The organism is Treponema pallidum subsp. pallidum str. Nichols (assembly GCF_000410535.2).
In the GTDB taxonomy this organism is placed as follows: domain Bacteria; phylum Spirochaetota; class Spirochaetia; order Treponematales; family Treponemataceae; genus Treponema; species Treponema pallidum.
The window spans coordinates 758,938-780,870 of record NC_021490.2 but is presented as its reverse complement, the minus strand read 5'-3'; the positions used below and the strand labels follow the sequence as shown (position 1 = coordinate 780,870).

Below are 21,933 nucleotides of genomic sequence, written 5' to 3'. Positions count from 1 at the left end.
CTTTCCCTACCGACTAAGATTGATGAGAAGTTGGACCTCCCCCAGTGGCTTGCCGGTCTTTTCCGCAATGAACTCAGGGGCAAGTCCCTTCTCAGATAGGGCGATGATGGCGTCTTTAAGCAAAGGGGACTCAGCTCTCAGCCCGTTGTCCCGAATGATTTTCTCGTTATAAACCTCAATGGTGCCACGCTTGGTAGGGGTGGGTTTCGCTGCACTCGATCCTGCGCGTGAAGGAGCGCTCCGGTGCTCAGGTCGCGCGCAAACCTCCTCCCGAGTCTCCTGCCCCGCACCCGATGCCCTGAACAGGGTGCGAGCCGTGTGCTCCTTAAGTATTTCCTCGTTAAGAAGAGTGAGTTTTCTGTCGATCGTGCGGACGACCTGGTTACACTCTCCTATCTTCTTCTCGAGCATTTGCACGGCAATGTCCGCTTCATACCGTATATCTCGAATCATCTTTATCACTTCCTGTTGCATCGTTTTCGCATAGGCGTCAGGAGAAAAACTCGTACGCACCTTCACGTAGAAGTACACAAGCAGAGCAACGGCCACGAAAGAGAACGTAATCGACATCACCAGCATAGCGTATTCCTCATTTTCGCTGCGTATAAGGAAAACTTAGTACGCATAACCTGAAGGGGCTCTTTTATAATCTTCATCCTGTTCGCCCGTGTATTGGCCATAGCGAATGAGGCCATTGCGTAAATAAAAACTTATGGCCGTGCTGTCCGCGCGCACCTCTTCGCTCACGTCTCGAATGGTGACTTTTACACCAGAATACACCTGTCCTGAGGCAGAGATTTTCCCCTCGATTGGAGAAGCATCCAAGGATGCCTGAATCTCTTCGAGCTCCGCGCGCGACTGCTGCACTAGCTGCTCGAGTGAGATCTTTTCCTCATGCAGACTAGTCTCAAGCGCCTCCTTATCTGGGGGAAGTTCCTTACGCGCTCTCTTTAAATTCTCGAGGGATTGGAGGTTCAAAGACAGATCGGAGAGTTTTCGTTCATGTGCGTGCAACTCTTCCTGCAACATGCTGAGGCGACGTACACGGTGCGGATCAAAGCCGACGCTGATTTGCGTGTCGTTGCCGCCTGATTGGCTGCCTAGGTTGCGCGCGTAGACAGCCTCTGCCGCTGCAACGTTACTTCCGATGATGTCGGCACGCCGCCCACGACAAATGATTTTCCGGTTAGCAATGACGTGCGAGTTCATAATTCCGTCAGAAACAATGACAAGATCTCCTGCTTCAACTGAGGCGCAATTCTGGATGAATTTAGCCCACAGAGATTTGCCTGCACGAACGCATCCTTCCTCCTTTCCCACAATACCTTGTCCGACTAGAATGTCCCCTTCTGCATCAAGCAAGGCCTTTCCCACCGTTCCGCGCACTTCGATGTTGCCTGAGGCCTTAATCTCGTAGTTATCCTCAACGTTTCCGTGTACCAACACGGTACCAAGGAACATAATGTTCCCTGTTTTTACAGAGACGTTTCCTTCTACCACATAGATGGGTTCTACGTTGATGCCCCTTCGGGAAAGCAGGGCTTGTCCGTCAGTTTCTGCAATGACCGTAAGGCCGTCACGCGCAAGCGCTGTGTTTCTTCCCAGAGGAATGGACACATCCTTTCCCGACTGTGCCGGAAGATACGTGCCCGTGACGGTTTTGCCAGGAGTACCCCGCTGTGCAGGCAGCTTCTGCGCAAGCGGCTGTCCTTTGACCACGTTATGAATGAGGTTTAACTCCTTAAAGTTAATCTTCCCCGTCTTGAGCTCTTGCAAGTGCACACGGGTGCGGTCAGTTTCGAAGTGATAAGAAATCCTCGCATTTTCACCGTCCTTTGGAGGGGTGCCCCGTGCAACGAGGTAGGGTTCATGGTAAACCGGACAGTCTTGGAACGAATTGACGCGTTCCATGTCGATGCCGTACACAACCCGATTGGAGCGCAAGAAAGACAAGATGGTGTCCGCGCATATGTCAGCGCCGTTCCGTCCAGGGGGGGTGGCAGTTACAAAGGCCTTCATGTCGTTTTCTCGGATCTCCACAGAAAGCATTGCATCATGTGCAGGGATACGTTCGAATGAAGAAACGTGCACGTAGCTGTTCGTAGCGTTTTTTATCAGCACCTTGAGAGTGTCAGCGGGAGGCAGGGCAAGGCCGCGCGCGCGGAACTTTTCCTGGACGCTGGCGAGTGAAACCTTGCGCCCTTTACCGAGGGGAGCGGTGATTTTTAAAAAAACGCCCTCTTTTTTGCAAAGTACAAAGGCTGCGCCGTCGTGTCCGGTGTTGGGGGAAGAAGACACGTCCCGGTGTGAATCGTGCGGTGCAGACACGTTCCCGGCAGCGAACTCCAGTGAAGAGCTCTCGTAGGCGCGGATTTTCCACTTTTTTTGGCGGAAGGAAAAGAAACTGCCAGCGCCTCTTTCGAGCACCTCGTATTCAACGCGGTATTTCGGTATTCCTAATTGAACAGCAGCAGCCTCAAGTGCCTTATCAAGTGTTTTTGCGCACGCACTGACGCAGACACGCTTAGAATCCTCCTCGTAGCGTTTCTGCATATCGCGGCGAATTTGATCAAAGCGAGTATTCATAGGGAGTATTACCGGATACCCTTTTTGATGTTGGTGAGCTTTGCCTTTAACTTTAAATTCGCGCTGGTGTGGATCTGAGAGATACGCGACTCGGTCACTTTGAGCACCTTGCCAATCTCCTTTAAGGTCATTTCTTCGTAGTAGTATAGTATGAGCACCTGCTGCTCGCGTTGAGAAAGTTCCCTAATTGCCTCTGCGATGATACGCTTGATTTCCTCGCGTTCGACAATGACGTCGGGATTGAGAGAAGCGGGCGCTTCGATGCTGTCTCCCACAGAGACGTGGTCTCGCTCATCTCCACCAAACTTCGAATCGGCAAGGGAAATCACGCTCGTGCCGGACACCTTCAAGAGGAGCTGGTGGTACTCTTCAAGCTCAATATTCAGCGCGCACGCGATCTCAGTATCTGTGGCAGCACGCCCAAGGCGTGCCTCTAGATCTGCAATCGCTTCTTCTATCTGGCGTGTTTGCTGACGCACCGACCGGGGAACCCAGTCGATGGAGCGCAGTTCATCAAAGATAGCACCGCGGATGCGCGTAACCGCGTACGTATTAAATCGAATGTTTTTTTCTGGGTCATATTTATCGATAGCGTCAAAAAGACCAAAGATACCGTAGCTTACGAGGTCATCGAACTCAACGTTCCCCGGTTTCCCAACGGCAATTTTGCTTGCAACGTATTTGACCAGAGGAGCGTACTGCACAACAAAGTACTCGCGTATTTTCGCGCTACGCGTCCTCCGATACTCGAGCCAAAGCTCCTCTTCCGACTGCTGTTCGAAGGCTGTGTTCCCCATTCCCGTGCCCTCTACTGTTATAGCTGATTTCAGAATGAAAATACAAGCCGGCTCGCTAGGTGTCTTGGGAGAGCACGGTTCGGATGGCGCGTGCCATGCGTTTAGTCTCGGGTAGGTCAGTGAGAACGTCACCGACGAGATCAGAGGTCTTGTCCTCGAAGGAAGGAGTAGACGGGGAGAAAGAGTACCCCAGCTCGCCGAGCTCTCCTGTAGGGATGAGCGAGTCAAAGCTGTCATCAGTTTCCTGTACGACATCGCCACCCGGCGACGCAAACGAAGGCTCGACCACGTCATCTAGCGTCAGATCCACATGAGGGATGGGCATCTTCCCATCTTCTTGAACAAGGAGGTCGGGAACCACATATGCAAGAAGGGCCCGCAGCGCGTACGCGGTAACTCCTGCGCCTAAAGCAAGGACAGTCGCACGGGCGACCGACACATACACGCGCGCGTTGCGCGCTACCGCCGCTGTTGCAATGGATAAAAAGAACGCAGCGCCAGCTGCAATCGCAGGTACCTTCAAGGAGGCACCAACTGCAGCACAGGAAAAACGCCGCTCCTGCACGTCCACGGAGCTAGTCTGCAGCTGGTTTTTTGTTTCGTCAAGGACCTGTTTCCAAGCGTGTAGTGTGAGCTATGCGCGGCACACCCGCATACCACGCGGTGAGTGGTGTGCCGTGCAGCGCTTGCACGTGTACACAGGTGGCAGTACAATTGGCCCTCTCTTGGAGGGGGAGTATGGGTCGTTTGAAGCGGTGTGAGGTTCGTCGCCGCCCGTGCGCGCTTTGGGCGATCGTACGCGTCGCGCGCATTGGAGCACTCGCTGCGATGCTTGCTGTACTTTCGTTTGCGCTCGGCTGCGCGCTCGTCTACCCTCTCTGGGCGTTGGCGGTGCATCGTCCGCGTGTTTTCTCGGTGTTGAGCGGTTTGCTCTATGGCGGCGGTGCGGTCCTGTGGGGACTGAGACGCGTGTGCAACGCTCTTTCTTATGCACGGGTGCGACGTGCAGGGCGTAGGGCCGCCGCGCAGGAGCCATGCGTTTTAGTGCAAGCAGGGGAAGTCGGTGCTATGGGGCTCTCTTCCTCCGCGGAAGTTCGCCCCGCGCAGGAGTGCTAAGCGGCTGCGTGTGATGCGTCTGTGCCCATTTTCTCCGTTCTCCTTTCTCCTGCGCGTGCGGATGGTGCGCGCAGCGGTGTGCTCCTGCCTATGTGTGTGTGTGGCACATCCTGCGGTGTGCGGTCCCTATCCGTTGATAGCGCAGCTGCAAGGGCAGGATGCGCTCTTTCGTCAGTATAGCGATGACGTGCGCGCTGCGCGCGTGGCATTGGCGCAAGGCAAGCGGGGAAACGATTTACCCTTGCGTTTTTATGCATATCGCGTAAAAAAGGCAGACACCATCATCCGTATCGCCGCGCGCTGCGGTATTCCCTATGACGCGGTGGCTAGTTTGAACCGTATTGAGACGCTGCATACCCCCCTTGAGGGGCGTACGTTGCTTTTGCCAACCGTTCCGGGACTGTACGTTTCTGCGGATCCGCACCTTCCCTTGGAGCGGCTCATTTACGCACTGATAAAAAAGGGTCAAGGGCCGTCTTTTTTTCTTTCCCTTCCGGGGACTGCGCAGACAACGCATACGCGAGAAAAGCGGGAGGTAGTGTGCGCGCCTCAGGCCTTGTTTGACGGAACGGTGCGTGCCTTCTTTCTTAAGCCGTTTTATCGTTTTCCGTTGGCATCCGGAAGACTCACCTCAGGGTTTGGCGCACGCAAAAGCCCGTTCACCGGGCGGCTGAGTTATCATCCAGGTATAGATCTTGCCGCTCCCATGGGCGCGCTGGTGTATGCGTGTGCGAGCGGACAGGTGGCGACGATTGCGTACAATCGTCTGTATGGCAAGTACGTGATTTTGCAGCACACAGACGGAAGGCACAGCTTATACGGACATTTGAGTGCAGTGCGCGTCCGTGTACAGCAAAAACTGAGTGTGGGAGCGGTGATCGGCAATGTGGGATCGACAGGCGCATCGACCGGGCCACACTTGCATTTTGAGGTACGGGAAGCGGGGGTACCCCAAAATCCTGAGCGATTCATGGAAAAGTTCCGCTGATACGTGACGGTCGGGGCGCCGACAGGTGAGGTGTCGACGCGCTCCTCCTCTCTGTGGCACTACCGTTGGGCGTGGGGTTCGCACCAGGCTCAAGGTTTTGCAGGTAGAACCGATACTGGGGGCGCCGGCTGCGTGGTTCCCCTCCCACCTATCGCGCGGTCGGTACGTAGTGGGGCCGGTTTGAGAAAGCCGGCCTTTTTGTGTGTCTGCCTGAGTGCATCGTGCGGTGTGCGCCGTTGACGGTCTTCTGCCTCTTGCCTTGAAGTTTTCGCCTTTTTGTGTTCCGCTCTTGGCCCATGCGTCGCGTTTGTTACCTGTATCTGGTGTTGCTGTGCGGTCTGTTGGTGGGGGGAGCTGCGCTCTTTGGGTTCTTGCTTGCCTCCATTGAAAACATTAAGCAGAGCGAACGGTTCACCCGCTTTAATCCGGCGCTTCCCACCAGAATCCTGGACATTCGGGGTGATTTGATCACTGAGTTTTCCTCAGACGAAAAGCGCGAAATCGTTTCCTTTGCTGACTTGTCTTCACACCTTGTGCACGCTCTACTCACCCGCGAAGACCGCTCCTTCTATACCCACCACGGCTACAGCATCAAGGCTATTTTCCGTGCCCTTGTCGGCACCCTCACCGGTCGCGCCTTAGGGGGCGGGAGTACGCTGACCCAGCAGATAGCAGGTCTTCTCTATTCAGACCGCAGCGACCGCAGTCTCAGGCGTAAGATCAAAGAGTTGTGGTGGGCACTCCATATGGAGCGGCGTTATTCCAAGAACGAAATTATGGAGTTGTATTTGAACCGCGTCTACTTCGGTGGCGGCACCTACGGCGTAGGAGCGGCTGCCCGCTTCTACTTTGGCCATTCGGTACGTCAGATGAGCGCAGCAGAGGCGGCGCTCTTGGTTATTTTGCTTTCTAACCCGGCACACTACAATCCCTTTGAATATCCTAACCGCGCTCAAGACCGTCAGCGTTACGTACTCCATGAAATGACGCGCCTTGGCTATCTCAGTGAACAAGAACGGGATGAGTCCTACGAGCACTACTGGGCGCATTTCGATTACACTCGCACCACAAGTTCTGCGTTCTATGCCCGTGCGGATAAGGCGCGTTGGTTTTCCGAGTATGTGCGGAGGCAGCTGGACCGCATGATGTACGGCACGATGAATTTGTACCAGGACGGGTATACCGTGCATACCACGTGCGATTTGCGTCATCAGTTGGTTGCAGAGCAGCAAGTTGAGCAAACGCTGGAGCAGGCCAATGCACACGTGCAAAAATCTTCTCTCACACACGTTGCGCGCAGAGAACTGTACAGCAATATCAGCGAGCTATTGGGGTTGGTGTTCAACGTTCCGCAGTTGCACGTCGGTGACCGGCGCATGAAGGCAAAAAGCGGCGCGTATTACCGCAGTACGCTCAGTCCCCTGGTGAATGTTATGGCGCTGATGTTCGGCCTCGACAATCTTAAAACGTTGTCTGACAAAGGCGCCTCTCTGGTGCGCGACGAAATTGCACGTAAGCGGGTGGAAGGTGCGCTCATCGCGCTTGAGAACGATACCGGATACATTACAGCTCTCGTAGGGGGCAGCAGATTCGGTGCTTCTAACCAAGTGATTCGTGCAACGCAAGGATTGTTGCAGCCAGGCAGTGTATTTAAGCCTCTGGTGTATTCTGCGGCGTTGGATAGCAAAAAGCTCACGATGGCAACGCAGTTGCACGATGCACCGCAGGTGTTCAGCCGCAATGGTGTTTCGTATATTCCCAACAACTATGGGGGAAAATGGCAGGGGGTAGTGCTTGCATGGAAGGCGCTTGCGCAGTCGCTCAATATTCCTGCTATTCGTGTACTGGATATGGTCGGTTTCGACGCGGTAATCCAGCGTGCGGCGACGCTCCTGCATATAACCGATCGGCAGGAGATTGAGCGCACCTTCCCACGCGTCTATCCGCTTGCGTTGGGCGTAGTTGCCCTCCGGCCGATTCAGCTTGCGCGTGCATTTGCAGCGTTTGGAAATGGGGGCAAAGCGGTAGAACCGATTGCAGTGCGTTCAGTGGAGGATCGTTTAGGGCGGGTGATTTTGGATCCAGAACGGGAAGTGCGGGCCCGCCTGCGCGCGCAGGGTGCGGCAACGCAACTGATCTCTGCGGAGAACGCGGCGCTCATGACGAATATGCTAGAGAAAACGGTAACGATGGGGACGTTGGCGGTGGCCTCTGAGCGGGGGCGCGCATTTACATACCAAGACCCTGCAACGGGGCGATCGTTTGTTATGCCGGTTGCGGGGAAGACGGGGACTACGCAAAACTGGTCTGATGCGTGGGCGGTTGGATACTCTCCTTATTACACTGCAGTGTTGTGGTTTGGCTTTGACAAAGGAGACCGATCGCTCGGATTGCATAGCACGGGCGCGACGCTTGCAGGTCCTCCGTGGGCGCGTTTTATGCGGGCTATTCATCAGGATAAGCCGCACCGGGCATTTGTTCGTCCTGAAACAGGGTTGATGTACCAGGCGGTGTGTGCAAAATCAGGATTGCTGCCTACCCCGTACTGTGGGGATGAGCTTGTTTCTCTGTCATTTTTGCCTGGCACGGTGCCTGAGCGCTTTTGTTCGTACCATGAAAGTGGGAAGATGCTTGAGGAACTGGCTAAAGAACGGTTGAAGGAAAGTGGATACAGCACTGGGTTCTGGCCGGCAGTGAGCGAAGAAGGGCTGCATATAGACCCGCGCGTCTTTGAAGATCCGCCACTGGGTTCACCGGGCGTGCAGGGGGAGGTGCTTGTCCCGAGCAATCCTTTTGCGCCGGTGCATCCGCAGGAAGCGCCGCTTTTTGATGCGCCGCATGTGCCTGTGCCGTCTGCATCCGACCCGTCGCGTGACGCTCCAGAGGAGGAGTCAGAAGACGTGCAGGACGATCCTGCTCGTGGTGTGCAGAGTCTGGATACCGGTCCGTAAGAAAGATTGGGCAGTCTCTTTAGAGGAAGATGGCTTCGCCGACGGAAAGCGTCGCGGCACGCGGGGCGCGTGTGTGGTGCGTGTGGCCGTTCTGGCGGGTCCTCTTGCGTCGGGTGGTACTCTCTCGGAGGAAGGGCTACGCATGAAACGGTGGCGTGCAAAGGCACTTGACGAAGGGCGTGTCCGCGAGCTTACCGCGCGGTATAGCTGCTCGGCGCTTGAGGCGGCCATCCTTGTGCGTCGCAAGGTAGTGGATGCTGACGCACTCCTTTTTCATTTTGAGCGTGATCTACGCTATCTGCCAGGACCGTTCCGTTTCCATGCGATGAGCGCTGCAGTTGACCGTTTGCGTCTTGCGCATGAGCGGAAAGAAAAGGTGCTCATCTTTGGTGATCGTGATGCAGACGGTATTAGCGCCACCACCCTTCTTTTTGAGGCTCTCTGTGCATTTGGCTTGACGGTGTGCTGGCGCGTGCCGGTTGCCGATGAGCCCTATGGGCTCTCGTGCAATGCAGTAGATGAGCATGCGGCCGCAGGGGGTACTCTCATTGTGACCGTTGACTGCGGTATTTCTAATCGCGCAGAAATTGCGTATGCGCGTCACAGAGGTATTGACGTACTGGTTATTGATCACCATGCGGCCCCTGAGACACTCCCTGATGCAATTATCATTAATGCAAAAGTGCCAGGTGCAGGGTATCCGCACGAGTTTCTCTCAGGCTGTGCAACTGCGTGGAAGGTGGTAACGGCGCTCCGTTTCAGTACCAGCGGCTGGTATCAGCGGCCTGTGGTGCTTCTACACGTTCGTCCGGTGACTGGGGCGTATACGATTGAGGCTGTAAAAATGTGTAATATGGAGGTGGTGGACCGTCTTTCGGAAACGGTGGTCCCACGTATGCTCCTGCCATCTCATACGCGTCTTGGTGCCTTCCTGGAGGGTCAGGAAGTTTTCGTATGGGATGAGCAGGTGGTGCGCACGCAGTTGGCCAAAGTGTTTGGTGGAGAGTTTCCCTGGCGTTTTACCGATGTGCGGCCGCGTATGGCCGCGTTTTTTCCCCAATGTGAACGCGCAAGCCTTTTAAGGATGAAGGACTTTTCTCGCATTGGGCGTGCGCGCTCAAAACCGATGGAGGAAATCGAAAGCTTTATCAATCTTTTTATAACTTTTGTGCAGAAAGATACCCAGCTCTACCGGGGCGCGGCGGATGAATTGCAGCTTGTGGCAATTTCTACGCTTTCTGATCTTATGGTGTTGGCGGGGGAGAACCGTATTATGGTCCGCTACGGTCTGCAGGCGATGAATGAGGCGCCACGTGTGGGTTTGCGTGAGTTGTTTGCGATACAGCGTCTCATGGGGAAGAAGTTAGGAACCGTAGAGGTAGGGTGGAGTATTGTGCCGCTTATCAATGCAACGGGGCGGTTAGGGTGTCCGCACCGTGCAGTGGAACTGTTTTTAATGCGCGAAGCTTCGCAGCGCGCGCTGCAGGCACGAAAAATGGTGCAATTGAACGAACAGCGAAAAAAGTTAGGAAGGAGTGCTCGTGCACTTGTTGAGCCTCTTGCGCGTGCAAGTCTTGAGACGTACAGCAACCGCCTGGCAGTGGTTTGTAGCGATAAGATTCATCGGGGCGTTACGGGGATTCTTGCAAACTGTTTGAGCGAGGCGCTGCGCGTGCCTTGTGTGATCATTTGTATAATGGCAGACGGGCACGCGGTAGGATCGTTGCGTTCGGCGCGGGGATATCACCTATTTTCGCTCTTAGATCCCCTTGCAGACTTGTTCTCTGACTATGGGGGGCATGCATTTGCGGCGGGTTTTTCAATTCCCTCTGAGCGAATTCCCCAGCTATTGCACCGTATGGAACTGTATGCGGCAACCATTGAGTTTGCTGATGAAAGCGCGCAAGAGTGTGGAGAATTTGATGCAGAACTGGATGCTACGCAGATGACGCGGGGGCTTTTGACCCTTGTCGATCGCTTTGAGCCGTACGGAGAAGGCAATCCCCCGTTGTGCTTTTTGGCGAAGAGATTGAAAATTTTTTCTGCATCGCTTTTTGGGCGTACAGAACGTGTGCACGTAAAATTGACCTTGGATGCACAGGTGCATAAATGGCCCGCAATTTACTGGGGAGCAGGGGAAAAGTTGGCACAGGAGTTTGCAGTGGGGGATGTAGTTGACGCGGTTTTTCAAGTGACGCGTAACACGTTTCAGGGAACGTGCACACCGCAGCTGGTCATTCAAGATTTGTGGAGGAGTGAGTGATGGGTGCAGAGAGAGTAGGACGCGCACCGGGGGTGAACGCTAAAAGGGCAGTGCAGACGCAGGGCGTGCAGTCACCGTCGGTGAAAAGAAGTGTTCGTTGGGTGCGTGGTCTGTGCGAAGTACTCTTGTTCTCTGGTGTCTTTGTCAGCGCGGTGTCCTTCCTGCTTCATTCGGCTGCGGTGCCGCCGCCGGAGCGTCAGGTGGTTCCTGCACATTTCGAGCGTATCGCTATGCAGTTCCCGCGTCAGGTATCCCAAGGTGCGTGTGCGATGGCCACTTTTTCTTTAGTGGCATTGCAAGAAAAGGACAAGGCGCATACTGAGGTACATCTGGTGCTGCGTACCCCTGCGGGTAAAGAAGCAAAGACGGTGCGCGCTTTTGCGCTTCCCCCAAAGGGTATTGCTCAGTTAGGGACGGACGCGGCAACCGCTGGCGTCTCGCGTGCAGGTTCTCAGGATGTGACGCACGTTGCCTTGCTGGGGATATCGATTTTCTGGGAACCGGGGGATTGGATGCTTGAAGCGCAGGTGCGTGTGCCGGGAGGGAAGCCATATGTGCGGCGTGCGCCGCTGCGCATTGAGAAAAAGGAATTTCCCCGTGAGGAATTACGCTTAGATCGCAAGAATACCGCCATTGCGCAGGACAAGAGTGAGCGCAAAAAGGTGCAGCGTGAGCGCCTGAAGGCGCTCTGGACCGTGACCTCCCCTCAGACTCGGGCCTTTTTAGGGCCGTTTCGACAACCGGTGGAATCTCGACGGTGTACGTCGGTGTTTGGGCAGGCGCGCGTCTTTGTGTACACCGACGGGACGCGCTCTGCGCAGTACCACTGGGGGAAGGACTTTGGAGTTCCGGTGGGAACGGCGGTGTATGCAGCAGGTACAGGGAGGGTGGTACTCGCAGAGCAACGGACAACCACGGGTTGGAGCGTGGTACTGGAGCACGCCCCGGGGCTGTACACAGCGTACTACCATCTGAACGAGCTGCTGGTGAAAAAAGATACGTACGTGTCAACGGGCACGCTCATTGCACGCAGCGGAACCACCGGGTTCTCCACCGGGCCTCACGTACACTGGGAAGCACGGATAAATAGCACGCCGATAGACCCTGAGTGCCTACTAGCCCCGCCATTCCTTACACACCTGCCTAAGAACGCACTACGGAAGCTACAACCTACAGGCGAGACGCAGCCGGGCACGCCGCTTCCCAAAGACACAAACGGCCTACCGGGGTGAGCTGGCCAGCTGTTCCTCGGGCAACCCGGACTCGAACCGGGGACCCCAAGTCCCCCAGACTTGTACGCTAACCTACTGCGCCATTGCCCGCGGTGCGCATTCTACACAGGGGGGATCGTGTACGTCAAGCAGTGCTTGTTGCGCGGCGCGATAGGTGTTACGATGACCCATGATTTTCCCAATGCAGCAGTTGATTGAGTTTCAGGGCAATATTTATGAGATTACGTGTGCAGCAACGCGTCGAGCTTTTCAACTCGCAGCGGTTTGCGACCCTGTTTTGGATGAACTTGGGGGAAAGGTGGTGTCCGCTGCAGCGCAGCAGGTGTTTTCAGGAACGGTGGACTACCGGATAGAGCCGCAGGAGTTAGGGTAGCGCGGTTTGGACATTAACAGTCCGCTCCTGCGGGGGCAGATTAGGAGTTTGTTTTCTAGAAGTTGTTTTTCAATAAAGGGCCGGTTCTAAGTCACGCTCTCCCTTCTGCCGATAGAGGGGGCGGAGGTGGGGATGCTATGGTGATGGCCGCGGCGCCTTTACAGAATTTGTGTTACGACGGACTTTTACAGGTAACCTCAGGGGGCAATATCTCGCTCCCTGTACCCTCGAATCAGGTGATATACGCTCATTTCGAACATGTTGATGCGACTCCTGCGGAGCAGGGGCAGGCAGGGGTGTCGGTGTCTGAGCTGCAGATTTTGGACGCGTTGGTCGAGCGGCTGATAGTGCAGCGTCGGGTAGCGGCAGAAGCGGCAGACATGGCGGTGCAGAAGCGGCAGGAGACACTGCTCCGCGCCGCAGAGCTTTTTTCTCAGAAGCAAGTGGACGAGACCAAACGGCGGGGAGAGTCTCTTCCTTACACCTCAGTAGAAGTACAGGGGCCTGAGCTTTTTGACTTGCGCGCGTAGGGCACGTGCAGGCAGAAGTACTTGACTTTTTTGAGGATAGGGGGGAGACCCCGCCTGGCCGGAGTTCTGAGGCTGGGTATGGACTCTTTTGGAGAGTGGGGGTTGTGTGGGTATGAGAAGATTGCTGGCATGTTCGGCGGGGGTGCTGTGTTTTTCCCAGCTTGGCGCGCTTGAGTTGTTTCTTTCTCCTAAGATTGGGATCACGAGTGTGTATCAGTTTGGGAGTAACGGTGGTTCGGACGGTACGTCGTCGGGTAAGGGTGTGTCTTTTGATAGACTGATTGGAAGGGTTGACCTGGGGCTAATTTTGGTGAACGGCCTAACGATTTCAGCTTCGGCGGAAAGTTCGTTGACCAATGTCTTTGTGCGTGCACAGGCGTTAATTGGCTACGCGGTGCGTGTGGGAGGGCTGCGGGCCATCGTTTCCAGTGGGGTGAATATCTGCGGTGATTCGTGTGCGACATCTGAGGGGAAATCGTCTGCGTGGTATAGCAAGCTGCTGTACAGCGTACCGTTGAACTTAGAGGTGCAGTACTATCTCACTTCCTTTGCCGGAGTTGCGGTTGCTGCGAGCACGGCCGTTGGTGTTCGTGACTTTAATTTCAAGGAGTTTACCTTGCCGCTCTCGCTCACGATAGGGCCGACGTTCCGAGTGTAGTGTATGAGTGGTTGGTGTGAGGGTGAGGTGATGTGCCGCTTGCGCCGTTCGGTGGCGGGGGGGGGTGCGCTCTTTTTGGCGGTGTTGTGGGGTCTTTGCACTGACGCGAACGCCGCGCAGGTTTTTGTTTCTCCCCGAGTTGGACAGGTGGGAGTCTTTGTGTGGGGAAAGGGCGCGAACGGTGAGGGCGGAACGCAAGGTACGAAACGCACCGATATACTGGCCTTCACCCCCACGCTGGGGCTTTCGGTGGGGGTTTCTGCGGAGAACGGGTTTACTTTCGTCACGCAGCTAGATGCGGGGCTTTCTACGCTCCTGTTCCGCGCGCAGTTCCTATTGGGGTGGGTACTCCGTATGGGAGAGCGGGCGTTCTTTCTGCCTTCTACGGGTGTGGATATCATGTCTACCAAGGACAAAATAGTCGGTGTTCCTGTGAACCTTGACTTTCATTTCTTTTTTACGGGGGTTGTGGGACTGTCTGTCGGTGTGGCAAGCGGTGTGGGTATCCCGATTACTGCGAACCTCGAGCAGTGTAAGAACGGCGCAGGCTCCACTGATTTGAAATGGGAACAGTTTTTGCAAAAGTATTGTTTGGAGTGTCCGCTGACGGTGCAGATAGGGCCTGTGTTCCGGGTCTAGCTTGTGCTGCTGGGGTGGGGTATGCGCGCACGCGCGTGCGCGTTCCTGCGCGCGCTTCCCTATGAGCAGAGCCTTTTTTTTGGTTGATTTTCAAAATGATTTTTGCGATCCACGCGGTGCGTTGTTCGTTCCCGGCGCGGATCAGGACTGTGTGCGCGTTGCTGAGTTCTTGCGCGTGCACGCTGCGCATGTGGATGCATTGTACGTAAGTTGCGATCGGCACCCGCGGATGCACGTTGCGCACCCCTGTTTTTGGCGCTCCCTGACAGGAGATGCTCTCGGTCCTTTTGATACAGTTTCGTTCGAACGTTTGCGTTCTGGGGCGTGTGTGCCTGTGCGTGTCGGCTATGTACAGACCGTAGCGGGGTACTTGGCATTCCGTGCATATACCGGAAAGGGGCCTCTATACCTTTGGCCCGAGCATTGTGTGCGTGGCAGTTGGGGACAGGCGGTGCACCCGCTTATCGTGGAGGCGGTGCGCTTTTGGCAACGCGCGCATCGTACAAGACATCCTCAGTTTTTCTTTAAAGGAGAAAACCCCTGTGTGGAACAATTTAGTGTGCTGTCCTCGGAGTATCCAGCGTCTCAAGGGACTGCGGATTCTCTTTTTGTTAAGCGCTGCCAAATGCTCCGCGCACATGAGCGTATTTTCGTAGCAGGTGAAGCACTCTCGCATTGTGTTGTGTGTACGCTGCAGGATATGCAGCGCGCAGGGGTCCTCTCACGCGTGAGTTTGTTGAAGGACGGTAGTAGCGTGGTGCCTGGTTTTGAGCAAAAAACGGCCGCGTCCGTGCAGACTCTCTGTGCACAGGGACTGACGTGGCTGCGTATGACTGAGGCCGCAGAGCTTTTGCGCACGCGTTTTATTTTTTCTGGCACTGAACATCAGGACAGTTGAAAGGAGTCAAACGCGTATAGTAATCCTTGAATGCCACCGCGAATAAGTGCGCGCCATAACTCTGCGAGGTTTTGGGAACGCGCAAAGCACAGCGCAGGTTCGAGCGCAGGCTCTACCTTAAGTGCAAGGGTACACAGCGCATGGATGCTGCGACCCTGCACGTCTCGTGCGTCAGCGCGCACCAGTGGCTCGGGGATAAGGAAGAGTCCTGTGCGCACGAGCGGTGCACAGGCAACCTCAGAGGTAAAGAAGCGTCCTGAGGCATCGCAGACGATGTCCGGTATACTCTCTTGCCCAAAGGGGTGTGATGCAGACGCTGCGTACTCAGAATCAGCGTCCTGGAGCGCTGGGCTGGCCGCTGATTCTGCGCTGCGTTTTCTTGCTAGAAAGGCGTCTGTTGCAGGGTGTGCAGGAACAAGGCGGAGTACAATGCAGCGACACGCGGTTTCTGCTGCGGCGATAGCCTGTGCACGGGTGGGGGCCTGACTCAGCACGTTGCCACATTTTTCCACATTATTACGAGGAAAGCGCACCGCGGCTCCTTCCTGCATACGTACGAACACGTTTTTGACGTAGGCGATCTGTTGAGCGTCTGCAAGGCCCCAGATTCGGTGTATTACCCCAGGAATGGAAATCCACGCGCGTTCTGCGCTGGCGTATGGGCTTTTTTCTGGAAGAGGAGACAGAGTGGTGAGCTGTGTGCGCAGCACGGTGAGCGCAGTAGGAGGGGGGGCGACAGACGCGGTGGCAGCCGAGGCGGCAGCTGAAGGACCGTGAAGCGCCACGTGCAATGCAGCGCGTGTGACGTCGAAACCCAGAGCGTACGGCACCGTCCAGCCAGACATGAAGCCCCCTGAAAGGCGTGCGGCAATTTCTCCCAATACTGCTTCGGGTGTGTACGGGGCAGAAGGGTTGGGTGTGGCGGCAGTGGATGGAGTTTTCGTCGGGGAGGGGGTACTCAGGAAGAGATCTCCTTTCACGGCGCCATGGGTGAGCCCGAGTGCCCGCACACCGTTGTGGAAGGTGTCGATGAGCGCTTGTGCGTCTTGTGTACAGAGCGCTGCCGGGAGCGTGTGTCCCATTTCTACGAATGAGGGAGGAAAGCAGATGTGGCGATCGGCAAGTGCGGTGACGTACAACGTCCCGTCGAATATGAGCCCTTCCAGGGAAAACTCTCTTCCGACAATAAATTCCTCGATAATCACCCGGCCGCTGCGAGAGAACTGGCGCGCCACGGCGCAGGCATTTATGAGGGTATCCTTGCATTGCGCGAGCGTGCAGCCGCGGGCTCCCATGTTGTCTGTCGGTTTTACGACGAGAGGAAACGAGAGTCCAGCGCTATGCAGGTGGGAACACAGTCGGGCATGCCCAGGCGGTGTGTCCCAGGCGAACGAGTCAGGCTCAAGGAACGTGAAGCGGGGGCAGCGCAGTCGGGCGCGTGTGAAGCAGGCACGCATGCGCGTTTTATCCGTAGCGTTTTTGGTTGCCTCCAATCGGTGGCCGGGGAGTGCACAGGCCTCGGCGACGGCAGCGACGGAAACGGAAAAGTCTGTTGCCGCGGTGAACACAGCATCCAAGCCGCGGCGCGCGCGAATTGCGCGCGCGTGAGCGACGAGCGCGGCGCTATCGGCCAAATCGATTGGGGTAAACTCGTCTGCAAGTGCCGCGCACGGTGCATGCGGATTCCCATCTACCGCGCACACCCACAGCCCAAGCTCCCGTGCTGCGCGAAGTGCAGGGGCTTGCATGGTTCCTGCACCCAGTATGAGAATGGTTTTCACGTGTTTTCATCCTCCTTTCTGGGAAGATAGCACGGCGCTGTCCTCTTGGTGCATGCACGTGTGTGATTAGAATGGAGGAATAAGGCACTATAAAGAGAACGGTGGCGCTGGTGCACGCGCCGTGGCACAGGAAATGAGACGAGTTTCGGTGAGCACCGCGTGTACGGATTGGTCGTGTGCTTCTTGAGGAATGACAGCCATGATTTGGCAATCAAAGCAGAGGCCGAGCGTGTAGTAGCTCCCTGCTGGTATGGTAGCGGCGATCCGGGCGAGGAAGCGATCGTAGTGTCCTCCGCCGCGGCCGAGGCGTGCGCCATTTGTGCTGAATGCCAGTGCGGGAACTACGATCAAAAGCGGTAGGGCAAGTGTTCTTTGTGCAGGAGTATTGGGCGAAGGGTGCGGGGGGTAGAGGCGTGGACTGTGTGCATCGGGTTCTCTAATTCCCCTGGTCCTAGGGCACAAGGTGGTGAAGCAGGAAACAGAGGGGCGGGTAGTGCACGCGTACGTGACTGCGTGAAAGTGCAAGTCGTTTCCCGATACGCGAGGAAGAGCTACGTGCTTTCCTGCGTTTTCTGCAGTGTATGCAAGGGCGTAGGGGTCTATTTCTAGGGGCAGGGGCGCATAGAAGAACACAGTGCGTGCACGCTGGTACGCTGTCTGTGCAGTGAAAAGGGAGTGTGCTGGATAGGCAGGAGCGGTAGGGGAGGCGCGGAAGGCGCGCAGCCGTGCGGAAGCGATGCGACGGGCATTTTGCTTTGCGTTCATGTATGGGTGGTGTCGGCGTCGTCCTGCACGTCCCTAACGAAAAGAAGACGTGATGTGTCTTTGGTGGATATCGTAGGGTGGCTGTAACGAAGGGCCCGTGACGGTACTTTAGCACGCGGCTGTGGTGTGCGCTGCAGAATAAAGAGGTGTAGATTATACATGGACCGTTTTTTTTGTACGGTGTGGGTGTGGAGTGTGCTTTTTGGCGCCTGTACGTCACAGACACGCTCAAGTTTTTCCCTGAATGCGGATGGCCTGAATTCTTCGGGTGTGGCCCATGCTTCTGAGCATGTTTCTCATGCTGCGGCAATGGGGAATGAGGCGGGCGCGGCAGATGCGAGTGTGTCTGAATCCCCGGCGTCTTTTTCTCCTGGGCGGGGGTCTGCGTGGGTGCAGGGTACTGTTGGACATATCCCTGCCGAGCACCACGCGGCATTGCAGGCGTTTTTTGACACAGAAGAGGGTATGCGCATCACGGATGCGCTCTGTACGGGGGACACATACGCTGCTTTCAATGAGCTTGAAGCGTTATATGACCCTTCTTCTGAGACTGACACGGCGCGTAGCCGTGCGCTGCACGCGTATGTCCGTGCGCTGCTGCAAGGTATACGCCTTGCTCCGCGCGTTGCACCGCCGACCCATGTAGGGGTTAGTGCCACGTTGCAGTATCGCGACAGCGTGTGGCCACTACAGCGTGGGCGTTTTACGCTATGCTACCAAATTGGTCCTGAACATGGCGATGTGATGCAGGTGACGCTGTGCGCAGATACGCAGGGAGTGCTCTTTTTCCCCTTTCCGTCAGCGGCGCTTTCGCAGGAGGTGACGCTTTCGTTTGACACTGCCGCTTTGGTACATGCTCCTTCCCTTTGTGCACAGGATTCTGCGTTGCAGGAACGACCCTCATCTCCCGAACCTGTCGTGTCTACCATACCGTCCCCCGAGGGGGAAGAAAACAGCGCAGCGGGGGAGCCTGCGCTTGCTAATTTGGTGTGTCGCGTTGCGGCGCCTTCGTCTGATCCAAAACAGCATCCCGTGCGCAGGCAGGTATCTACAACGATATGTATTCTAGATTATGGGAAGACAGGACGGCCGCTGACGCACGAGAATCTGACGGCCACCCGTTTGCTCGGGGGGCTTTTGAAGCGTCGGTTTGTGAACATCGGGCTTGATAGTTTGTACGGGGTAGGTAAGGTGCCGGACCACGCGGTAATCGCGCGCGCGCGTAAAAAGTTTGGGGGGAATGTCCGTAGACTTGTGTTTGGCTTGACTCAGGTAAGGCGTCTTGAACGCGACTCTGATGCACGCTGGAAGTGTGTGCTGTTCGCGCAGCTGCATGTGTGGGATTTCCCAAAGGGAGCGTATACGCATCACTTTACTGCACAGTGCACGGAGACCGGGGATACTGAATCTCAAAGTTATGTTCGTGCGCGTACGCGCATGGGCGAGACGGTGCTTTCGGACGTGCTCCAGTGCTTCCTGTAATTGTGTTTATTTCGTAGATCGGGGTATGGGGATAGGATGAGAGGGTGTTCCCCGGGGTTTGTACAGCGTTTTGAAGAATTGACGCGTGTGTTGTTTCGTGCTACAAGTCCCGCCGGAAGGGCCTATAGCTCAGTTGGTTAGAGCAGCGGACTCATAATCCGCGGGTCGCCGGTTCAAGTCCAGCTGGGCCCATACTATTTGTGTGCAGGTGGTAGCGCGTCTCTTGCGCCTTGCGCGGGGTTTTTCATGGGAGGCTTGTGGTGTCAAAAGCCCTTAAAGGGGATGTTCCCGTTAGTTCTTCTTTTGAAGAAAAGATGAAGGCGTTGGAGGCGGCGCGCCTCCAGATCGAAAAGCAGTTTGGCCAAGGTTCCCTCATGAAGTTAGGGAAGGATGACGCAGTCCAAGGTGTTGAAGTTATTCCCACGGGAAATATTTTGCTTGACGAGGCATTAGGTATCGGCGGTTATCCGCGCGGTAGGATTATTGAAATATTTGGTCCTGAGTCGTCTGGCAAAACAACCCTTGCGCTGCACGCGGTTGCAGAAGCGCAAAAGCGTGGAGGTATCGCAGCCTTTATCGATGCTGAGCACGCGCTTGACCCACAGTATGCGAAGGATCTTGGCGTGTCCGTCGGTGATCTGTGGATATCGCAGCCAGATACAGGGGAGCAAGCGTTAGAGATTGCCGAAAGTCTTGTGCGTTCAGGTGCGGTGGATATTATCGTGGTGGATTCTGTTGCCGCGCTCACGCCTCAGGCAGAAATACAGGGGGATATGGGGGATGCCCACGTAGGTCTGATCGCGCGTCTTATGAGTCAGGCGTTGCGTAAGCTTACTTCTATCATCAATAAGTCGAAGTGTACGCTCATTTTTATTAATCAGCTCCGCATGAAAATAGGGATTATGTTTGGGAATCCTGAGACTACTACCGGCGGCATTGCACTTAAGTTTTATTCCTCCGTGAGGATAGAGGTTAGGAAGGTGGAAACGCTTTCAAGAGGTGATGAGGAAGCGTGGGGCAATAAGGTAAGGATCCGGATAGTAAAGAATAAGATGGCACCCCCCTTCCGCAAGGTAGAAACGGAGATTCTCTTTGGGAAGGGTTTTTCTGCCTTTTCGTGTTTGCTGGATGCAGCGGTTAAGCAGGAAATTATCGAAAAAAAAGGGGCGTGGTACGCGTACCGAGAAGAAAAGATCGGACAGGGGCGTGACAATGCCGTGGGCTTTCTGCAGCAGAATATGGACATCACCTTGGAGATCGAACGGGCAGTGCGTACGAAGCTTTTTCCTAAGCAGGCGTTTATATCCAGCTTTCAGGAACATCGTCCTGCTCTCTCTCTTGAGGCGTCTCCGGAGGAGTCGGACGCAAAAACGTTGCGGCGTTCTGCAAGCAGGGGTGCGGGCGCGTCGAGTAGTCGGGTGCAGGAGGGATCTGCAGCGAATGACCATTTTCAGGACGAATCGACCACGGCGAAACTCCTTTAGTCAGTGGCCGCCAGCGCGTGGAAATAGATGTGGATGGATGAGTCTCCCGTCCCTGTGCAAGAGTTTAAACTTTCTCAGTTTGAGGGTCCTTTGGACCTCCTGCTGTTTCTCATCAAAAAGAACGAGCTGAGCATTTACGATATTCCTATTTGCGAAATTACTGCTCAGTATCTGCAGTACGTGGATCAAACCGTCTCGCCCGATCTCCGTGGTCTGACGGAGTTTTACGCAATGGCTGCGGTTCTTCTGTACATTAAAAGCTGCATGCTCCTCCCAATGGAACTAGATCTAGATGGTGAGGATATCGAGGATCCTCGGCAGTCGCTGGTGGAGCACCTTATCGAATATCAAAAATACAAGCAACTTTGCAAGCTGATGGAGCTGTATGAGTGTGAAGACATGTGGTGCGTTGAGCGAAAAAAGACGCAGCATCTGTTTTTGTCTCCAGCAGAAGTGCCTCTCCTACACGGTGACGTTCGTGATTTGCTGATGCTCTTTATTCGGTTAGTGAGAAAGACGCCTCAGTGGATTATGGATTTGTACGAAGAAGTTTCGGTAAATGAGAAGCTGACATTGCTTTCGGAATTGCTTGGGGTTCGGGGGCGGTGTGTATTTACTGAGCTTATTAAGCAGCCGTCTCGTGCAGATGTTGTGTGTGCCTTTGTCGCAATTTTAGAGGCGGCAAAAACGCATCTTGTGCATATTTCACAGCCTGAATTTTTTGGCCCGATTACTCTATATGCGCGGGAGGTTTCTCCCAAGGTTCAGGACGTATGTCATGCGTAATGTGTTCGTAGGGGCGCTGTGCATGTGCGGCATGTCTTTTGTCTTTTCCGATTCCGTGCGGAGTGCCGCCGCCGCGTATTTCTCGCATTTCTCGTGGGTTATGCCCGAGAGAGTAGTACAGGAACATATATCGTGGCGTTATAAGGCTCTCAAGCAGGATCATATGGAAGTAGACTGTGATGTCTATGCTTACCGTGGAGGGCGGGTGTTTCCCCGTGTGTCCGGTATGGGGGTTATCGATCATACAAACATCCCACATGCTCTGCGTATTTTTTGTGAAAAGATGACTGATTCTTTTATGAAAAAAAAAATAGATCCACACCTGTGCCAGAGAGAGAGAAAGTTTTTACCCCATTACTTTTCATTTCGAATGGGTAAGCTGCCGCGTATTTGCGCAGTTGTGTTTGCTCAACCGAATGTTATGCAGGGTAACTTTCTTACCGTTCATTTTAAATTAAATGTAGAAAACGAGGATTCTCGTATCATAGAAGTCACGGTGGCGAAAGAGCAGGAGAATTGGAAACTATTCCAATTTTTATTTAAAGAGGATCGCGCGCATCTTGCTGTCTTGTAAGTGATGTCTGAGTCTGTAAAGGAGATGGCC

The 21,933-nt window shown here is 55.0% G+C and carries 20 protein-coding genes and 2 tRNA genes; 15 read left to right on the top strand and 7 right to left on the bottom strand.

The genetic code is table 11. From position 1 onward, the window contains the following. Positions 1 to 6: 6 nt before the first annotated feature. The 4 genes from TPANIC_RS03530 to TPANIC_RS03515 are packed head-to-tail and all read right to left on the bottom strand — an operon-like array spanning position 7 to position 3,954. Positions 7 to 579, bottom strand: coding sequence for a hypothetical protein (locus TPANIC_RS03530; protein WP_010882156.1), 573 nt, complete (start codon positions 577 to 579; stop codon positions 7 to 9). 36 nt (positions 580 to 615) lie between these two features. Continuing rightward, positions 616 to 2,586 carry a FapA family protein gene (locus TPANIC_RS03525; RefSeq protein WP_010882155.1) on the bottom strand — a complete coding sequence of 657 codons (1,971 nt, stop codon included), beginning with the start codon at positions 2,584 to 2,586 and terminating at the stop codon, positions 616 to 618. A gap of 8 nt (positions 2,587 to 2,594) precedes the next feature. Then, a complete protein-coding gene (gene whiG / locus TPANIC_RS03520) occupies positions 2,595 to 3,383 on the bottom strand; it encodes an RNA polymerase sigma factor WhiG (RefSeq protein ID WP_014342819.1) in 789 nt (262 codons plus the stop codon). Positions 3,384 to 3,438: 55 nt separating this feature from the next. After that, positions 3,439 to 3,954, bottom strand: a complete 516-nt coding sequence (locus tag TPANIC_RS03515; RefSeq protein WP_010882153.1) for a hypothetical protein — start codon at positions 3,952 to 3,954, stop codon at positions 3,439 to 3,441. A 65-nt stretch (positions 3,955 to 4,019) separates the two neighbouring features. On the opposite strand from TPANIC_RS03515, the gene TPANIC_RS03510 reads away from it, so the two are divergent. From TPANIC_RS03510 to TPANIC_RS03490, 5 genes are all read left to right on the top strand, one after another. Beyond that, a complete protein-coding gene (locus tag TPANIC_RS03510) occupies positions 4,020 to 4,499 on the top strand; it encodes a hypothetical protein (RefSeq protein WP_010882152.1) in 480 nt (159 codons plus the stop codon). Between the two features lie 61 nt (positions 4,500 to 4,560). Beyond that, positions 4,561 to 5,487, top strand: a complete 927-nt coding sequence (locus TPANIC_RS03505; RefSeq protein ID WP_010882151.1) for a LysM peptidoglycan-binding domain-containing M23 family metallopeptidase — start codon at positions 4,561 to 4,563, stop codon at positions 5,485 to 5,487. 296 nt (positions 5,488 to 5,783) lie between these two features. Then, positions 5,784 to 8,438, top strand: coding sequence for a penicillin-binding protein 1A (locus tag TPANIC_RS03500; RefSeq protein ID WP_010882150.1), 2,655 nt, complete (start codon positions 5,784 to 5,786; stop codon positions 8,436 to 8,438). Positions 8,439 to 8,580: 142 nt separating this feature from the next. Then, a complete protein-coding gene (recJ, locus tag TPANIC_RS03495) occupies positions 8,581 to 10,701 on the top strand; it encodes a single-stranded-DNA-specific exonuclease RecJ (RefSeq protein ID WP_010882149.1) in 2,121 nt (706 codons plus the stop codon). Continuing rightward, on the top strand, positions 10,701 to 11,933 hold the full coding sequence (locus tag TPANIC_RS03490) for a M23 family metallopeptidase (protein ID WP_014342546.1): 1,233 nt from the start codon (positions 10,701 to 10,703) through the stop codon (positions 11,931 to 11,933). The genes recJ and TPANIC_RS03490 overlap by 1 nt, the downstream gene beginning before the upstream one ends. A 16-nt stretch (positions 11,934 to 11,949) precedes the next feature. Here TPANIC_RS03490 and TPANIC_RS03485 read toward each other — a convergent pair. Beyond that, positions 11,950 to 12,023, bottom strand: a tRNA-Pro gene (locus TPANIC_RS03485). 79 nt (positions 12,024 to 12,102) lie between these two features. Between TPANIC_RS03485 and TPANIC_RS03480 the strand changes: the two genes are divergently transcribed. The 5 genes from TPANIC_RS03480 (at position 12,103) to TPANIC_RS03460 (ending at position 15,031) form a co-directional block, all read left to right on the top strand. After that, positions 12,103 to 12,306 (top strand): DNA-directed RNA polymerase subunit omega, encoded by a 204-nt coding sequence (locus TPANIC_RS03480; protein ID WP_010882146.1) that lies wholly within the window; start codon positions 12,103 to 12,105, stop codon positions 12,304 to 12,306. Between the two features lie 137 nt (positions 12,307 to 12,443). Next, complete coding sequence (locus tag TPANIC_RS03475) at positions 12,444 to 12,836, top strand: hypothetical protein (protein ID WP_010882145.1); 393 nt, start codon at positions 12,444 to 12,446, stop codon at positions 12,834 to 12,836. A gap of 112 nt (positions 12,837 to 12,948) precedes the next feature. Beyond that, positions 12,949 to 13,494, top strand: a complete 546-nt coding sequence (locus tag TPANIC_RS03470; protein WP_010882143.1) for a DUF2715 domain-containing protein — start codon at positions 12,949 to 12,951, stop codon at positions 13,492 to 13,494. Between the two features lie 3 nt (positions 13,495 to 13,497). Continuing rightward, entirely contained in the window at positions 13,498 to 14,133 is a 636-nt protein-coding gene (locus TPANIC_RS03465; protein WP_014505579.1) for a DUF2715 domain-containing protein, read from the top strand. A gap of 61 nt (positions 14,134 to 14,194) precedes the next feature. Next, positions 14,195 to 15,031 (top strand): cysteine hydrolase family protein, encoded by an 837-nt coding sequence (locus TPANIC_RS03460; protein ID WP_010882141.1) that lies wholly within the window; start codon positions 14,195 to 14,197, stop codon positions 15,029 to 15,031. Here the strand turns inward: TPANIC_RS03460 and TPANIC_RS03455 are convergent. Beyond that, a complete protein-coding gene (locus tag TPANIC_RS03455; protein ID WP_010882140.1) occupies positions 15,019 to 16,812 on the bottom strand; it encodes an ATP-grasp domain-containing protein in 1,794 nt (597 codons plus the stop codon). The two genes, TPANIC_RS03460 and TPANIC_RS03455, sit on opposite strands and share 13 nt — an antisense overlap. Before the next feature lie 87 nt (positions 16,813 to 16,899). Further along, positions 16,900 to 17,577 (bottom strand): 5-formyltetrahydrofolate cyclo-ligase, encoded by a 678-nt coding sequence (locus TPANIC_RS03450; RefSeq protein ID WP_010882139.1) that lies wholly within the window; start codon positions 17,575 to 17,577, stop codon positions 16,900 to 16,902. Positions 17,578 to 17,736: 159 nt separating this feature from the next. On the opposite strand from TPANIC_RS03450, the gene TPANIC_RS03445 reads away from it, so the two are divergent. The 5 genes from TPANIC_RS03445 to TPANIC_RS03425 all read left to right on the top strand — a co-directional run bounded on the left by TPANIC_RS03445 (position 17,737) and on the right by TPANIC_RS03425 (position 21,903). Next, positions 17,737 to 19,059, top strand: coding sequence for a hypothetical protein (locus TPANIC_RS03445; RefSeq protein ID WP_010882138.1), 1,323 nt, complete (start codon positions 17,737 to 17,739; stop codon positions 19,057 to 19,059). Between the two features lie 118 nt (positions 19,060 to 19,177). Then, positions 19,178 to 19,251 (top strand) — tRNA-Ile (locus tag TPANIC_RS03440). A gap of 68 nt (positions 19,252 to 19,319) precedes the next feature. Beyond that, positions 19,320 to 20,543, top strand: coding sequence for a recombinase RecA (recA, locus tag TPANIC_RS03435; protein WP_014342817.1), 1,224 nt, complete (start codon positions 19,320 to 19,322; stop codon positions 20,541 to 20,543). Between the two features lie 27 nt (positions 20,544 to 20,570). Then, positions 20,571 to 21,329, top strand: coding sequence for a segregation and condensation protein A (locus TPANIC_RS03430; protein WP_010882136.1), 759 nt, complete (start codon positions 20,571 to 20,573; stop codon positions 21,327 to 21,329). 22 nt (positions 21,330 to 21,351) lie between these two features. Continuing rightward, positions 21,352 to 21,903, top strand: coding sequence for a hypothetical protein (locus TPANIC_RS03425; protein ID WP_237249910.1), 552 nt, complete (start codon positions 21,352 to 21,354; stop codon positions 21,901 to 21,903). The last annotated feature ends 30 nt before the right edge of the window (positions 21,904 to 21,933 follow it).